The organism is Pararoseomonas sp. SCSIO 73927, from assembly GCF_037040815.1.
Taxonomy (GTDB): domain Bacteria; phylum Pseudomonadota; class Alphaproteobacteria; order Acetobacterales; family Acetobacteraceae; genus Roseomonas.
This window is the reverse complement of record NZ_CP146232.1, coordinates 3,868,815-3,885,028: the sequence shown is the minus strand read 5'-3', so window position 1 is coordinate 3,885,028 and position 16,214 is coordinate 3,868,815. Positions and strand designations below refer to the sequence as shown.

Sequence of the window (16,214 nt, the reverse complement as noted above, 5' to 3'; positions counted from 1 at the left end):
GCCCGCCCGGGGTGACGGGCGCGCCGGGGCAGGCACCATGATGGGGTCGCACCGGCCGCGGCGCAATCTCGCGGATCCGAAATGCCTGCGCTTTAGGCAGAATGCTTCAAGCCGGGGCGGGAGAGCCGCCGGGCGGCGAAAAATGGGATGCCGCCAAGCTTGCCCCTGCGGCACGGGCCGTGCAACGTCCGCCCGCCAGCGGCCCGCCACTCCGGGCCGTGGCCAAGACGCGGGAGGAGCGGGGGCGCCCCGCGCCCCCGGGACACGGAGCCGATGAAGAAGATCGAAGCGATTATCAAGCCCTTCAAGCTGGACGAGGTGAAGGACGCGCTGCACGAGATCGGGCTTCAGGGCCTGACCGTGGTCGAGGCGAAGGGCTTCGGGCGCCAGAAGGGCCATACCGAGCTGTACCGCGGCGCCGAGTACGTGGTGGACTTCCTGCCGAAGGTGAAGATCGAGGTGATCTGCTCGGACGACCTGGCCGAGCGCGCCGTGGAGGCGATCACCGCCGCCGCGCGCACCGGCCGGATCGGCGACGGCAAGATCTTCATCACCGACGTGCAGGACGTGGTGCGGATCCGCACCGGCGAGCGCGGCGAGGACGCCGTCTAGCGGTTTCCCGCGGCCGGCCCCTGCCCCGAGGCGAGACCCGGAGCGGGGCCGGTAGCGGGCCAGGGCGGGGCAGGCTATGCCCCCCGACTATCAGCGCATCTCAAGGGGAACAGGACCCGGCAATGGCGAACGACAAGGACAGCGTCTCCAAGGTGATGGAGATGATCAAGGAGAACAGCGTCGAGTACGTGGACTTCCGGTTCACGGACCCGAAGGGCAAGTGGCAGCACACCGCCCAGCACGTCTCCACCATCGAGGAGGACACCTTCGCCGAGGGCATCATGTTCGACGGCTCCTCGATCGCCGGCTGGAAGGCGATCAACGAGTCCGACATGATCCTGATGCCGGACACGCTGAACGCCTGCATGGATCCGTTCAGCGCCAAGCCGCAGCTGATCGTCTTCTGCGACATCATCGAGCCCTCCACCGGCCAGCTCTACGCGCGTGACCCGCGCGGCACGGCGAAGAAGGCCGAGGCCTACCTGAAGTCCTCCGGCATCGGCGACACCGCCTTCTTCGGCCCGGAAGCCGAGTTCTTCGTGTTCGACGACGTGAAGTTCGGCACGGGCGGCAACTACGGCCACTTCCGGCTCGAGTCCGGCGAGGGCCCCGGCGCCTCCATGAAGGACTTCCCCGAGGGGAACATGGGCCACCGCCCGCTGGTCAAGGGCGGCTACTTCCCCGTCCCGCCCGTGGACTCCGAGCAGGACCTGCGCGCCGAGATGCTCTCCACGATGATGGAGATGGGCGTCCTCGGCGAGAAGCATCACCATGAGGTGGCGCAGAGCCAGCACGAGCTCGGCACGAAGTTCGGCCCGCTACTGACGCAGGCCGACCACATGCAGATCTACAAGTACGTCATCCACAACGTGGCGCATTCCTACGGGAAGACCGCGACGTTCATGCCGAAGCCGATCTACGGCGACAACGGCTCGGGCATGCACGTGCACCAGTCCATCTGGAAGGACGGCAAGCCGCTGTTTGCCGGCAACGGCTACGCGGACCTGTCGGACTACGCGCTGTGGTACATCGGCGGCATCATCAAGCACGCCAAGGCGCTGAACGCCTTCACCAACCCCAGCACCAACTCCTACAAGCGCCTGATCCCCGGCTTCGAGGCCCCCGTGCTGCTGGCCTACTCGGCCCGCAACCGCTCCGCCTCCTGCCGCATCCCCTACGCGACGAGCCCGAAGGCGAAGCGCGTGGAGGTCCGCTTCCCCGACCCGACGGCCAACCCGTACCTGTCCTTCGCGGCGATGCTGATGGCCGGCCTCGATGGCATCAAGAACAAGATCCATCCGGGCGAGGCGATGGACAAGGACCTGTACGACCTGCCGCCGGAGGAGCTGAAGGGCATCCCGACCGTCTGCGGCTCGCTGCGCGAGGCCCTGGGCGAGCTCGAGGCCGACCACGAGTTCCTCCTGGCCGGCGACGTGTTCACCAAGGACCAGATCGACAGCTACATCGAGCTGAAGTGGCAGGACGTGTTCAAGTTCGAGCACACCCCGCACCCCGTCGAGTTCGAGATGTACTACTCCGTCTGAATTGGGTGGCGGCGGCCCTGTGCCGCCGCCACCCGAGAGGGGCCGGGCCGCCGCGAGGCGCCCGGCCCTTCTCATGTCAGGAATGCCTCATCAGGAGGTCCGATGCGGGGCCGGGGAAAGGGGGCCGTATCCCCAGCGGCACCCGGCCCTCTTCCCGTTCAGCGCAGCGCCGCCATCCGGAACACGTAGTCGCAGCGCCCGTTATTCGCCCCGTCCAGCGCCAGCTCGGGCCCGCCGGGCGGCCCGCCCACCGTGCGGCGCAGCACGCTCTCCCGCGTGGCGGCGAAGCCGGGCGCGTTCACCACCACCCGGAACCGGTCCTCGCCCGCCGGCTCCAGCACCGTGCCGAGGAGCGGGGCGCAGACCGCCTCCCCGCCCCGCGTCAGCTCCGCCCGCAGCGCGTGCGGCACGGGCGCGACACCTGGCAGGGAGACGAACAGGACAGTGGGCGGCAGCGAGGGCGCGCGCAGGGGGATCGCCCCCATCGGCGCCGGCGGCGGGTTGGACGAGCAGGCGGCGAGCGCCGCCGCGGCCAGGCCCAGCGCCAGCCGTCCCGGCATCCGTCCCGCCGGCCGCAAGCGCATCATCCATCCGCGCATCATCACCTTCCCTTTGTCCGCATCGGCAACGCAGGGGCGGCGCGCCGGGCTGCGGCACAATGCGGACCAGACGATCGCCCGATCAAGGGGCCGGCGCACCTCCGGCCGGCCCGGACGCCGCCTCCAGCCGATAGCCCAGTCCGCGCACGGTCTGGATCACCACCCCCGCCCCCGCACTTCCCAGCCGCGCGCGCAGGCGGTGGACATAAACCTCCACCGCGTTCGGCTGCACCGCGCCGTCCGGTCCCGCCAGCCGCCCCTCCAGCGTCTCCTTCGAGACGGGGCGCGGCGCCGCGCGCAGCAGCACCTCCAAAAGGGTGCGCTCCCTTGGCGGTGGGTCGAAGGGCTGGCCGCCAACCGTAAGGGCGCGGGAGAGCGGGTCGAGCGCGATGGCGCCGAGCACCGTCGGCGCCACGCCGCGCCCGCCGCGGCGGCGGGCCGCGTTCAGCCGCGCCACCAGCTCCCCCAGTGCCACGGGCTTCACCATGTAGTCGTCGGCGCCGAGGTCCAGCCCCTCCACCACCTCCGCCACCTCGCCGCGGGCGGTCATCATCAGCACGGGCGGCGCGCCGGGGCGGTGGCGCAGCCGGCGCAGCAGGTCCAACCCGTCGCCGTCCGGCAGGCCGCGGTCCAGCACCACCACATCGTAGTCGCCGGTCGCCAGCGCCGCCTCCGCCTCCTCGATGGAGCCGCCCGTCTCCGCCTGCCAGCCCGCGCGGCGAAGCCCCTCGGCCAGCAGCGCCGCGAGCCGGGCATTGTCCTCCACCAGCAGAACGCGCATCCATCATCCTCTCCGGGTCCGGCGCGAGATTGCGTCGGGCGGGCCGGCCCTGCCAAGCGCCGGTGCCCGGAAATGCCGCCCCCATAGCGCGGGCGGATCGCAGGATGATGAGGCCGCCGATGCCGCACCCCCGCCGCACCTCTCTTCCCGCCCCTCCCCTCGCGTGGGGCGCCTGACCTTGCGCAACCCGTCCGCCCCGGCCCGCCGAACCCCGGCGGAGGGCGCCGAGGCCCGGCCCGGCTCCCCGGGGCCGCACAGCTTCGTCGCCCGGCTGGCGGCCGCCTACGCCGTGATCGGCCTCGGCGCGCTCGTGGTCGGCGGCGTGATCCTGCACCAGACGCTCAGCCGCGTGGTCTGGCTGGAGCACCAGCGCGGCATCCTCGCCGCCGGGGCGGAGGTGACGAGCCGGATGGAGCGCGAAGGGCTGGCCGGCCTCTCCCGCCCGCTGGGCGGGGAGAGCGGCCGGCGCTTCGACGCCTCGACCGGCTCCATGCTCTACGCCATCACCGACGCCAGGGGAGACCGCCTGGCCGTCTCGCCCGGCGTTGGCAGCCAGCTGCCGCGCGTGGAAGAGAACGGGCTGATCCCCTCCACCTTCCAGCAGGGGCAGGACGGCACGCGGCTCTGGGGCGTCACGCACTGGGTCACCGCGCCGGACGGGAAGCGCCTGGCCGTGCAGATCGCCCAGGACATGGAGCGGTCCTACATCGTGCTGGACGACGTGCCGGCGGCGGCGCTCGGCCCCGTGGTGCTGGTGCTGATCGCCGGCGGCGTGCTGCTCTTCATCGCCAATGTCGGCCTGCTGATCCTGCTCTCATCCCCCCTCCGCCGCGCGGCGAGGGAGGCGGAGCGGATCGGCCATGGTGGCCCGCCCCGGCTGGACGAGGAGGGCATCCCGCGCGAGCTGCTGCCCCTGATCGGCGCCGTGAACGGCGCGCTGGACCGGCTGGACGACAGCCTGGAATGGCAGCGTGGCTTCTCCGCCGAGGTGGCGCACGAGCTGAGGACGCCGCTCGCCATCATCCAGGCCGAGCTGGACCTGCTGGACGCGGGCGCCGTGACGGACCGGCTGCGCCGCGACGTGCAGGAATTGGCCGAACTCGTCTCCGACCTGCTGGAGGCCGCCGAGGCGGCGCGGGACATGCCCGTGGCCGAGGGCGCCTTCGACCTCGCCGAGCTCGTGGCCCACGTGGCCGGCCGCTTCGCCCCCATCGCGGCCAGGGAAGGCCACCCGCTGTCCTCCCCGCCCGCCAACGCCCCGGTCTGGGTCCGCGGAGAGCGGGAGGCGATCGGCCGCGCCCTGCGAAACCTTGTGGAGAACGCCATCGCCCATTCCCCGCCGGGCGGCACCGTCACCCTTCGCCTGGCCGCCGCCCGGGAAGGCATGGCCGTGGTCGAGGTGGCGGACCAGGGCAAGGGCGTGCCGGAAGCCGAGCGGAAGAGCGTGTTCCGCCGCCACTGGCGCGCGGGGGACGTGCGCCGCCGCGGGCTGGGGCTAGGGCTCTCCATCGTGGAGCGGATCGTGAGCGCCCATGGCGGCACGGCCGAGGTGGGCGAGGCCACCGGAGGCGGGGCGCTCTTCTCGCTGAACCTGCCGCTGGCCCCGGCGCCGGCACCGGCCACGGCGGGGGACTGATCCTTCGGTTCCGGTCCGTGGCCAGGGAGAGGAAGAAGGAATTCTTCCTCTCCCCGGACCCCTCACCATCATCTTCTTCTAGGCTTTGGCCTTTGCCCGGCTGACGGTGCGCCTCGGCTCTTGGAGCCGAGGCGACTGCGGGGGCAGGAAGGGTGCCGGTCGTGGAGGGCTGACCCATCCGGTCAGTCCCGCGGCAGCCCGATGCAGGTCCAGGAGGCTCAGCCTCCTGGTGGGGGTTCCAGGGGGCAAGGCCCCCTGGGTCCGCCCCCTCAGTCCTGCGCTGCCCGATCGATGAACAGCGCGCCGCCGGTCACGATGCGGGCGCCGGGGTTGAGCCCCTCCGTGACCTGCACCATGCCGTCGGACTGCAGGCCCGTGCGCACGCTCCGCATCACGAAGCGGTCGTCGCCCAGCGCCTCCCAGAGGGAGGTGTTGGCGCCGCGGTAGATCAGGGCGCCGGCCGGCACCGCCACTGCGTCGCTGGCCTCGCCCACGGCGATGCGGAAGGAAGCGAACATCTCCGGCTTCAGCAGGTGCTCCGGGTCGTCCACGGCGGCGCGCACGGTCAGGCGGCGGGTGGCCGGGTCCAGGGAGTTGGCGACATTCGCGATCCGGGCGTTGAAGGTGCGGCCGGGCAGCGCGTCCACCGTGACCTGCACGGTCTGGCCCGGGCGCACCATCGGCGCGTCCATCTCCCGCACTCCCGCCACCAGCCACATCTGGGACAGGTCGGCGATGGTGTAGATCGGGTCGGAATTGCCGGCGTTCAGCCACTGGTTCGGGCCGATGCGGCGGAACACCACGGTGCCGGCCAGCGGCGCGGTCACGGCCACCACGGCGTTCACGCGGCGGGTCCGCTCGATCTCGGCGACCTGCTCCGGGGTGCGGCCGAGCACGCGCAGCTTGTCGCGCGCGGCGGAGAGGGTGGTCTCGGCGGTGCGCTGGTCGGAGATGGCGTTGGCGAGGTCGGCGCCCGCCTGCTCCACGTCGCGCCGGGCGGCGGCCTTGGCGGCAAAGAGGTCGCGCTGCCGCGCGTCGTTCCGGCGGGCCAGGTCCACCTGCGTGCGGGACTTGCCGGCAGCATCCAGGGCGGAGAGAAGGTCGTTCGCGGCCTGCGTCAGGTCCGTCGTCTCGATCTCGAAGAGGGTGTCGCCGGCCGCGACCTGCTGGCCGGGCTGCGCGACGGCGCGGACCACGCGGCCGGTATACGGCGAGAAGACGGGGGTGGACCGCTCCTCGTTGAAGGCGATGCGGCCCTCGGCCACGCGTTCCGGGCGGAAGGCGCGGGCGGCCACCGGCTCCACGCGCAGCAGCTTCGCCTCGGTCGGGGTGATCCGGAAGGAACCGTCGGCCTGGCGGCCGAGGTTGGAGGCGGCCTGGGCCGGGGAGATCACGGCCGGGGCCTGGTGCCCGCCGAACTCCTTCCAGGCATAGCCGCCCGCCGCGATCACGGCGATGCCGGCCAGCAGCAGGGGCAGGCGGCGGCGCGCCGGGGCGGGCGCCTCCGCCGGGGCGGCCGCGTGGGCGGCGGCACTCTGGGAGGCCACCTCGGCGATCTGCGGCGGGGTCATCATGTTCATGGCCGTCACCTGTTTCCTGCACCCTGTGAACGCGTGCCGCCGCTGGCGGACGCGGCACCCACGGTCCTGGCTTCCGGGGTTCCGGCGCCGGCGCGCGGTGCCGATGGCCCCGGTACGCCGCTCCGTGGATGGTCTTATGGGCCGGTCAACTTACACGCCGCTTACACGCCGATTTTCCGCTTCCGATTCCTTTCGTGCCGCGCCAATTGGGCGGCCCGGCAGGGAGTAACAGGGCCTGACGCCCCACCCCGCCGGAAGACGCGTCCAAAGACTTACACGCCCGCGGGAGCCGCCCCCTTGCGCCACCTCGTCACCCAGGCCCTCGAGCGCCGGCCGCTCGTGCTGCTGTTCTTCGCCGTGTTCATGGTCGTGGGCGTTCTCGGCTTCCGCAGCCTGAACATCGAGGCCTACCCGGACCCGGTGCCGCCCACGGTCGTGATCATCACCCAGAACCCCGGCCAGAACGCCGAGGAGATGGAGCGGACGATCACCATCCCGATCGAGGTGGCGATGTCCGGCCTGCCGAACCTGACCACCGTGCGCTCCACCAGCCTGTTCGGGCTGTCGGACGTGCGCGTGCAGTTCAACTTCAGCTACTCCTACGAGCAGGCGGTGCAGCAGGTGCTGAACCGCCTCGGCCAGCTCGGCGAACTGCCCAACGGGGCCCAGCCCGGCATCTCCCCCGCCTCCCCCATTGGGGAGATCATGCGCTACCGGCTGGTCGGCCCGCCAGGCTTCCCGCTGGAGGACCTGAAGACCCTGCAGGAATGGGTGCTGGACCGCCGCTTTAAGCGCGTGCCGGGCGTGATCGACGTCACCTCGTTCGGCGGGCGCTCCAAGACCTACTCCGTGCAGGTGGACCTCTCCCGCCTCAACGCCTACGGCCTCTCCCTGCCGAACGTGGTGGACGCGATCCGCCAGGGCTCCGTGAACGTGGGCGCCGGCACGCTGAACGTCGGGCCGCAATCCGTGGTGGTGCAGGGCATCGGCCTGATCCACTCGCTGGACGACATCCGCAACGTCGTGCTGGGCAGCCAGGGCGGGAGCCCGATCCTCGTCTCCGACGTGGCGACGGTGGGCGTGGGCAACCTGCCGCGCCTGGGCGTGGCGGGCCACGAGAACGACGACGACGTGATGCTCGGCACCGTGCTGATGCGCCGCGGCGAGCAGACCCTGCCCACCATCCACGGCGTGCAGGCCGAGGTGAAGCGCATCAACGAGGGCGGCGTGCTGCCCCCCGGCGTGAAGATCGTGCCGCTGTACGACCGCGAGGACTTGGTGAGCACCACCACGGTGAAGGTGGTTCACAACATCCTGGAGGGTGTGCTGCTGATCCTCGTGATCCAGTGGCTCTTCCTCGGCGACCTGCGCGGCGCGATCGTGATCGCCGCCACCATCCCCTTCGCCTTCTTCTTCGCCGTGCTGATGATGCTGGCGCAGGGCGAGAGCGCGAACCTCCTCTCCCTCGGAGCGCTGGACTTCGGCCTGCTGGTGGATGCCACCGTGATCATGGTGGAGAACATCTTCCGCCACCTGCACCTGGCCCGGCACCACCTGAAGCCCGGCGAGGCCCCGCGGCCCGTGCCGATGACGGTGCTGAAGGCCGCGAGGGAGGTGGACAACGCCATCCTCTTCTCGATCCTCATCATCATCGCCGCCTTCATCCCCCTGTTCGCTATGGGCGGGATCGAGGGCCGGATCTTCGGCCCGATGGCCAAGACCTACGCCTACGCCATCGGCGGCGCGCTGCTGGCCACCTTCACCATCACCCCCGCCCTCGCCGCCACCCTGTTCAAGACGGACACGGAGGAGAAGGACACCTTCGCCGTGAAGGGCGTGCGCTGGGCCTATACCCGGATGTTCAACGGCGGCATGCGCCGGCGCGGCATGGTGATGCTGCTCTCCGGCGCCATGCTGGTCGGCAGCATGGGCGTGATGTCCCGCCTCGGCGCCGAGTTCCTGCCGACCCTGGAGGAGGGCTCGATCTGGCTGCGCGCCACCATGCCCTCCACCATCAGCCTCGAGGAGGGGAACCCCGTGGCGAACCGTGTCCGCCGCGTGCTGATGGAGTTCCCGGAGGTGATCACCGTCACCTCACAGCAGGGCCGCCCGGATGACGGGACGGACAGCGCCGGCTTCTTCAACGCCGAGTTCTTCGTCCCCCTCCTGCCGCAGGAGAAGTGGACGACCGCCCCGAACCGCGACGGGCTGGTGGCCGCCATCAATCACCGGCTGGAGCAGGAGTTCGCGGGGGTGGAATTCTCCTTCTCTCAGGCGATCTCGGACAACGTGCAGGAGGCCGCCTCCGGCGTGAAGGGCGCGAACGCGGTGAAGGTGATCGGCCCGGACCCGGCCGTCGCCTCCCGCATCGCGGACATGATCCGGCGGGAGATGTCGCAGGTGCAGGGTATCGCCGACCTCGGCGTGCTGCTGAGCGTCGGCCAGCAGACCCTCTCGGTCACCGTGGACCGCGCCCGGGCCGCGCGGCTGGGGCTGACCGTGAGCGACGTGAACACCGCCATCTCCGCCGCGGTCGGCGGGCAGGAGGCCGGGCGCTTCTACGAGCCGGGCGGGGACCGCAACTTCCCCATCGTCGTCCGCCTCTCCCAGAGGTACCGGGACGGGCCGGAGGCGATCGGCCGCGTGCCCGTGGGCAACAACGCCGTGCTGCGCGACGTGGCGAAGATCGAGATGATCTCCGGCGCCTCCTACATCTACCGGGAGAACTCCTTCCGCTACGTGCCCGTGCGCTTCGCGGTCCGCGGGCGCGACCCGGCCAGCGCGGTGCTGGAGAGCCAGGACCGGGTGGAGCGCAACGTGCAGCTGCCGCCGGGCTACCGGCTGGAATGGGTGGGCGAGTTCCGCAACCTGCAGGCCGCCGTGGCGCGGCTGATGGTGGTGGTGCCCATCGCCCTCGCCGTGATTGCGGTGCTGCTCTACGTCGCCTTCGGGCGCCTGCGGGAGACGCTGATCGTCTTCGCCATGCTGCCCCTCTCCATCTCCGGCGGCGCGCTGGCGCTGGCCGGGGCGGGGCTGAACTTCTCCGTGCCCGCCGCCATCGGCTTCCTCGCGCTCCTCGGCATCACGGTGATGGAGGCGATCATCTTCCTCTCCTACTTCAACCAGCTGCGGGAGCAGGAGGGCCTAGCCTGGACCCCGGCCCTGACGCGCGCGGGCTTCGACCGGCTGCGGCCGGTCATGATGACCTGCTTCGCCTCCTTCTGCGGGCTGCTGCCCATGGCCCTTGCCCACGGCATCGGCGCGGACGTGACGAAGCCGCTGGCGATCGTCGTGGTGGGCGGGATCGGGCTGGTGCCGATCTTCATCCTCGTGGTCCTGCCGGTGACGGTGGACCTGCTCGGCCGCAAGCGCGCCGAGCGGGAGGAGAGGGCGGAGCTCGACGCGCTGGCGAGGCCCAGCCCCGCCGAGTGAGCCGGCCCACAACCTGATGAACCGCGCCGGCCCCCCGCGGGCCCGGCCATCCCCGCCCGTCCATCCTCGCAAGACCCGCGAAGGACCTGCCACCATGATCCGCCTTTCCTCCGCGCTCCTCGCCGCCGCCGTGGCAGCCCCCTTGGCCGCCTCCCCCGTGCTGGCGCAGGCCGTCCTGGCGCAGGGCGTGCCGGCCCCGGCGCCGACGCGCCCGGTCCCCGCCCTGCCCGGCGCGACCGCGCCCGTGGCCGGCTCCCCCGCGCCCGTGCCGACGGCGCCGGCGCCTGTGGTGCCCGCCGTTCCCGGCGTCGCGGTGCCCGGCATCCCAGCTCCCGGCGCCGCAGCCCCCGCCGGGCCGGCCGTGGCGGTGCCCGCCCCACGGCCCGTTCCGGCCCCCCGTCCCGCCCGCGCGCCCTCCACGGTGGATGTCCCGATCCGCGCCCCGGCCCTGACCCTGGGGGAGGCGGAGGCGATGCTGCTGGACCGCAACCTCGCCGTGGTGGCGGCCCGGCGCGGGGTGGACATCACCCGCGCGCAGCGGCTGGTGGCGGACACCAACCCGGCCGGCTCCGTGGGCTACAGCCAGACCACGGCGCAGGTGAACGAGCGCAGCCGGTTCAGCGGCTTCAACGGCGGCCGCTACGTCTCTCCCCTCAACAACGCCTCGGTGAACCTCTCCTTCACCATCGAGCGGGGTGGGAAGCGGGAGCTGCGGCGGCGCCTGGCGGACCAGAACATCAGCGTGGCCGAGGCGCAGGTGCTGGACGCGCTGCGCGGGCAGCTCCTCGCGCTGCGCCAGGCCTTCGTCACGGCGCTGCAGGCGCGCGCCAACCTCCAGGTGGCGCTGGCGAACCGGGGCAGCCTCAACGGCACGGAAGGCCTGCTCTCCCGCCAGGTGCGCGACGGCGCCATCCCGGAATCGGACCTGCTGCGCTTCCAGGCCAGCCGCCTGCCCTTCGAGCAGGACCTGGCCAATGCCGCCCAGGCCTATGCCGTGGCCGCCGCCCAGGTGGCCGCGCTGCTGGGCCAGGATGCCAGCCGCACGTCCGAGGCGGCCGCGCGCAATGCCGGGCGCGACCCGGTGGCCGCCATCCTCGCCGGCATGCCCTTCGACTTGCGCGGCGACTTCACCAACACCCCGCCGCTCGACATGAGCCGGGAGACCCTGGCCGAGGCCCTGCCGAACCGCCCGGACGTGCTGGTGGCCACGCGCAACGTGAATGCGGCCGACGCGAACACGCGCCTGGCCGAGGCCGCGCGCTCCCGCGACCTCTCCGTGTCCGGCAGCGTCACGCGGACGGAGCTGAGCCAGGACCTGCCGGAAACCAGCCGACGCCTGCGCGCGAACGACACGCTCGGCATCGGCGTCTCCATCCCGATCTTCACCAGCCGGATCACGGAGGGGAACATCGCGGTGGCCAACGCCCAGCGCGGGCAGGCCCAGGCGCAGGCGCAGGCCGCGCTGGCCTCGGCGCAGGCCGACCTTGCCGCCGCCTGGGCCACCTACGTCCAGGCCCGCGCCCTGCTGGACCTGACCACCGGCGCCGCGCTCCGCCGGGCCGAGGAGGCCTACCGCTCCACCGAGGCCGCCTACCTGGCCGGCGGCCGCACCCTGCTGGACACGCTGGACGCGCTGCGGACGCTGAACCAGACCCGCGTGGCCGCCAACGCCGCCCGCGCCGCCTACCTCAACGCCCTGGCCGGGCTGGAGCAGGCGGCGGGGGTGGAGGGGATCGCGCCCCGGCTCTGACGCCGCGGCATGGCGGTTCCGCCGGGCGCAACCTACATGCCCGCCATGCCCGACAGCGCCCGCCTTCAGGACTTCATCCACGGCCACGACAGGATCTTCGTGCTCACCGGCGCCGGGTGCAGCACGAATTCCGGCATCCCCGACTACCGGGACGCCGAAGGCCAGTGGAAGCGCGCCCAGCCCATGACCTTCCAGGCCTTCACCGGCAGCCACGCGGCGCGGCAGCGCTACTGGGCGCGAAGCCTTGTCGGCTGGCGCAGCTTCGGCCGGGTGCGGCCCAACACGGCGCACCAAGCCCTCGCCAGACTGGAGGGGAGCGGCAAGAGCGGCTTCCTGCTGACCCAGAACGTGGACCGCCTGCACCAGGCCGCCGGCAGCCGCGCGGTGGTGGATCTGCACGGCCGCCTGGACCGGGTGCGCTGCCTCGGCTGCGAGCGCGTGATGCCGCGCGAGGACTTCCAGGCGGAAATGACCCGCCGCAACCCGGGCTGGGCCGCGCTGGACGCCGCCCGGGCACCGGACGGCGACGCGGACCTGGAAGGGCAGGACTTCGCGGCCTTCGACGTTCCGCCCTGCCCGGCCTGCGGCGGCGTGCTGAAGCCCGACGTCGTCTTCTTCGGCGAGGGCGTTCCGCGCGACAGGGTGGACGCCGCGAACGAGGCGCTGGATCGGGCCGACGCGGTGCTGGTCGTCGGTTCCTCGCTAATGGTCTGGTCCGGCTTCCGCTTCGTCCAGGCGGCGGCGCGCGCCGGGAAGCCCGTGGCGGCCGTCAACATCGGCCGGACCCGCGCCGACGACCTGCTCGCCTTCAAGGTCGAGCAGCCCTGCGGCGAGGCCCTCTCCTTCCTCCTTTAACCCTCGGCCGCCAGCATTGCCGCGTCGATCTGCGACAGCAGCTGGGGGAAGTCCACGGGCTTGGGGTGATAGTCGTCGCAGCCCGCCGCCAGCATCTTGTCCCGATCCCCCGCCATGGCGTGGGCGGTCAGCGCGATAATGGGGATGCGCGCCGTCTCCGGGTCCGCCCGCAGGGTGCGGGCGGCCGTCCAGCCGTCCATGACGGGAAGGTTCATGTCCATCAGGATCACGTCCGGCTTCTCCGCGCGCGCCACGTCCACGCCCTGCTGCCCGTCATGGGCCAGCACCACGTCGAAGCCGCGACGGCGCAGGCGGCGGGAGAGGAAGTCCCAGAGCTCCTCGTGATCCTCCACCAGCAGGATCTTGGTCATGGCGATGCGATCTCCGTCTGCGCCTTCAACGGCGGGGCTGGCGGGGGGTTACGGGATGCCGCGATGCGGCGGAGCTCGGACAGCAGGGCCTCAGGCGGCTCGTCATCGGCAGGGAAGACGCGCCGGACCTGCCCGCGCAGCGCCTCCAGCTCCGCCGGTGCCACCCCGCCACCGGCGAGCGCGATGACCTGCATCTCCTGCCAGGCCGGGTTGCCGCGGATCTTCTGGACAAGGTGCAGCCCGTCCCCGTCCGGCCCGGGGATGGCGACGAGGACGAGGCCGAAGGGGATCGCCGCCGGCGCGGAGAGCCGGGCCATCGCCGCCTCCGCCGTCTCGGCCTCCTCCACGCTCCACCCTTCGCTCTCCAGAAGGCGGCGCAGCTCCACGCGCGGCTCCGCCTCCGCCTCCACCACCAGGGCGGCGCCGGGGGCGCGGTAGCGGTCCAGCACGCCCCGCAGCCGGTGCCACTGCACTGGCTTGATGAGATAGTCGGCCGCCCCCAGCGAGACGGCCAGCGCCTTCTCCTGCACGATGGAGACCATCACCACCGGGATCTCCGCCAGCTCCGGGTCCGCCTTCAGCGCGGTGAGCACGGACCAGCCGTCCATGCGCGGCATCATCACATCCAGTAGGATGGCGGTGGGGCGGAGCTGGCGGGCCATCCGCAGCCCCTCCTCCCCGTCATGGGCGCAGCGCACGGCGAATCCGTCCCGCACCACGAAGCGGGAGAGCAGCTCGCGGGAGGCCGGGTCGTCATCCACCACCAGCACCAGCCCGGCACCCCCCGCATCCTCCGGCACGCCCGGCATGGCCTGCTCGGCGCTGGGTTCCGGCCCGGTCTCCCGCATGTCCATCGGCACGCGGATGGTGAAGGTGGTCCCCTTCCCTTCCTCGCTCTCCACCTTGATGTCGCCGCCCAGCAGCGTGCAGAAGGCGCGGGTGATGGCCAGCCCCAGCCCCGTGCCGCCGAAGCGGCGGGTGGTGGAGCTGTCGGCCTGGGTGAAGCGGCGGAACAGCTTCGCCAGCTGCTCCGGGCTCATCCCGATGCCCGTATCGGCAACGCGGAAGGCGATCTCCCGCCGCCCCATCGCGTCGCGCCCCGCCTCGGCGGAGAGGGTCACGCGCCCGTTCTCCGTGAACTTGCTGGCGTTGGAGAGAAGGTTGATGAGGCACTGGCGCAGCTTCACCTGGTCGCTGCGCATGGTGCCCGGCTCTCCCTGCAGCTCCTCGGGCACCCGCACCTCCAGCGCGTTGCCCTTGCGCTCCAGCAGCGCCTGCACCGTCGCCACCGTTTCGGAGACGAGGGTGCCGACCTCGAAGGCCTCGACATGCGTCTCCATCCGCCCTGCCTCGATCTTGGAGAGGTCGAGCACGTCGTTGATGAGGGAGAGGAGGTGGCGCGCATTGGCGCCGATTTTCTGCAGGTCCTTCGTCAGCACCTCGCCGCCCTCGATGTCGGCCGCCTCCTCCTCCAGCATCTCGGAGTAGCCGATCACGGCGGAGAGCGGCGTGCGCAGCTCGTGGCTCATGTTGGCGATGAAGGTGCTCTTCGCGCGGTTGGCGTCCTCGGCGGCCTCGCGGGCCAGGGTCGCCTCCTCCTGCGCCTCGCGCAGCTCCGTGATGTCGGTGTTGGTGCCGAACCAGCCGAGGATGCCGCCCTCCGGGTTGGCCGCGTCCGGCTCGTCGCGGATCGGCACGGCGCGGGAGAGGAACCAGCGGTAGTTCCCGTCCACGCCGCGCAGCGGGAAGGAATCCTCCCAGGGCTGCCCCGCCTCGATCGCCCGCCGGAAGCGGGCCACCACGCGATCCACGTGCTCGGGGTGGTGGACCTTGGTCCAGCCATCCCCCTTCATCGCCTCGTAGTCCTGGCCGGTGTAGTCGTACCAGCGGCGGTTGTACCACTCGATCTGCCCATCCCCGTCCGTCTGCCAGGCGAGCTGCGGGAGCGAGTTCGCGAGGTTGCGGAACCGCGCCTCGCTGCGCTGCACGCGCTCCTCCGCCCGCTTGCGGCGGGTGACGTCGTTGAGGACGATCCCCGCCCCCTGCCCTTCCGCCGCCATGCCGGCGGCGGGGAAAAGGGTGACGAGGAGGTGGTGCGTCTCGCCCGGCCGCGGCCCGGTCTCCACCTCCACCGCGGACTGGGCGCGCCCGCCCTCCAGCACCGCGCGCAGCCGCGGCTCCAGCCTCGCCGCCACCTCGGGCGGCAGGGGCTCGCCGCTCGCGGCACCCGGCCCGATGGCGCGGCGGGCGATCTCGCCGAAAGCGCGGTTCGCGTTGCACACCCGCATGTCGCGCCCGATGAAGCCCAGCCCGACCGGGGCACCGGCCATCACGGCATCCAGCAAGGCATTGGCCCGCCGCTCCGCACGGCGCCGGTTCACCGCGTAGCCCGCCAGCAGCCCGCAGGCGAGCAGCGCCGCCCCCAGCGCGGCGCCACCGAGCCAGAGCGCCCGGCGCCCCGATGCCCGGTTCAGCGCGTCCACATGCGCCCGCACGGTCCCCTGCTGGGCCGCCACCTCGGCCCGAATGGTGTTCATCAGCTCGCGGCCCTGCCCGGTCTCCACCATGGCCCGGGCACGGTCCGCGTCGCCCTCCCGCCGCGCGGCGATGGAGCGCTCCGCCTGCCCGATCCGCCGGGAGATGAGGTCGCGCAGCCGCGCCTCCGGCGGCAGGCCGGCGGGGCCGCGCAGGGCCTCCACCGCCCGCATCCGCTCCTCCACCGCCGCCAGCCCGTCGCGATAGGGCTCCAGGTACTCCTCCCGCCCGACGAGGAGATAGCCGCGCTGCCCCGTCTCAACGTCCTTCAGGGCGGAGAGGGCGCCCTCCAGCGTCACGACGAGCTCGTTGCCGGCCGCTATCGAATCTGCATCCCGGTCGTCCAGCGCGTAGCTCACGGCGCCCAGCGCCACGGCCACCACGGCCAGGGCGGCGGCGAACAGGGGCACGCGCGGCAGGCGGCGCGATGTCGGCGTGGCGGGGATTGAGGAGGGGCCGGGCATCGGCCCGGGGGCGGCCTCGGTCGCCTGGGTATCGGGCACTCTGTTTCCTCGGCTC

11 protein-coding genes are annotated in these 16,214 nt (G+C 72.4%); 6 read left to right on the top strand and 5 right to left on the bottom strand.

The features are described 5' to 3' along the window. Positions 1-273 precede the first annotated feature (273 nt). Both VQH23_RS18290 and glnA read left to right on the top strand, forming a co-directional pair. Positions 274-612: a P-II family nitrogen regulator gene (locus tag VQH23_RS18290; RefSeq protein ID WP_209373398.1), complete on the top strand. Its 339-nt coding sequence runs from the start codon at positions 274-276 to the stop codon at positions 610-612. A 122-nt stretch (positions 613-734) separates the two neighbouring features. Beyond that, the gene (gene glnA, locus VQH23_RS18285) at positions 735-2,156 is read left to right on the top strand and encodes a type I glutamate--ammonia ligase (protein WP_338662161.1); all 1,422 of its coding nucleotides are present in this window, start codon (positions 735-737) and stop codon (positions 2,154-2,156) included. 158 nt (positions 2,157-2,314) lie between these two features. Here the strand turns inward: glnA and VQH23_RS18280 are convergent, their stop codons facing one another. Both VQH23_RS18280 and VQH23_RS18275 read right to left on the bottom strand, forming a co-directional pair. Continuing rightward, a complete protein-coding gene (locus VQH23_RS18280) occupies positions 2,315-2,716 on the bottom strand; it encodes a hypothetical protein (RefSeq protein ID WP_338662160.1) in 402 nt (133 codons plus the stop codon). 121 nt (positions 2,717-2,837) lie between these two features. After that, positions 2,838-3,536 carry a response regulator transcription factor gene (locus tag VQH23_RS18275; RefSeq protein WP_338662159.1) on the bottom strand — a complete coding sequence of 233 codons (699 nt, stop codon included), beginning with the start codon at positions 3,534-3,536 and terminating at the stop codon, positions 2,838-2,840. Positions 3,537-3,714: 178 nt separating this feature from the next. Here VQH23_RS18275 and VQH23_RS18270 point away from each other — a divergent pair, with 178 nt between their 5' ends. Continuing rightward, on the top strand, positions 3,715-5,172 hold the full coding sequence (locus VQH23_RS18270; protein ID WP_338662158.1) for a HAMP domain-containing sensor histidine kinase: 1,458 nt from the start codon (positions 3,715-3,717) through the stop codon (positions 5,170-5,172). Positions 5,173-5,441: 269 nt separating this feature from the next. Here the strand turns inward: VQH23_RS18270 and VQH23_RS18265 are convergent, their stop codons facing one another. Then, positions 5,442-6,752 carry an efflux RND transporter periplasmic adaptor subunit gene (locus VQH23_RS18265; RefSeq protein ID WP_338662157.1) on the bottom strand — a complete coding sequence of 437 codons (1,311 nt, stop codon included), beginning with the start codon at positions 6,750-6,752 and terminating at the stop codon, positions 5,442-5,444. A 297-nt stretch (positions 6,753-7,049) separates the two neighbouring features. Here VQH23_RS18265 and VQH23_RS18260 point away from each other — a divergent pair, with 297 nt between their 5' ends. The 3 genes from VQH23_RS18260 to VQH23_RS18250 all read left to right on the top strand — a co-directional run bounded on the left by VQH23_RS18260 (position 7,050) and on the right by VQH23_RS18250 (position 12,789). After that, complete coding sequence (locus tag VQH23_RS18260; protein ID WP_338662156.1) at positions 7,050-10,184, top strand: CusA/CzcA family heavy metal efflux RND transporter; 3,135 nt, start codon at positions 7,050-7,052, stop codon at positions 10,182-10,184. A 94-nt stretch (positions 10,185-10,278) separates the two neighbouring features. Further along, positions 10,279-11,934 (top strand): TolC family protein, encoded by a 1,656-nt coding sequence (locus VQH23_RS18255; protein WP_338662155.1) that lies wholly within the window; start codon positions 10,279-10,281, stop codon positions 11,932-11,934. Positions 11,935-11,979: 45 nt separating this feature from the next. Next, on the top strand, positions 11,980-12,789 hold the full coding sequence (locus VQH23_RS18250; RefSeq protein WP_338662154.1) for an NAD-dependent protein deacetylase: 810 nt from the start codon (positions 11,980-11,982) through the stop codon (positions 12,787-12,789). On the opposite strand, the gene VQH23_RS18245 is transcribed toward VQH23_RS18250, so the two are convergent. Both VQH23_RS18245 and VQH23_RS18240 read right to left on the bottom strand, forming a co-directional pair. After that, complete coding sequence (locus VQH23_RS18245; protein WP_209373417.1) at positions 12,786-13,160, bottom strand: response regulator; 375 nt, start codon at positions 13,158-13,160, stop codon at positions 12,786-12,788. The two genes, VQH23_RS18250 and VQH23_RS18245, sit on opposite strands and share 4 nt — an antisense overlap. Continuing rightward, entirely contained in the window at positions 13,157-16,198 is a 3,042-nt protein-coding gene (locus VQH23_RS18240) for a response regulator (RefSeq protein ID WP_338662153.1), read from the bottom strand. Before VQH23_RS18240 ends, VQH23_RS18245 begins: the two co-directional genes overlap by 4 nt. Positions 16,199-16,214 lie beyond the last annotated feature (16 nt).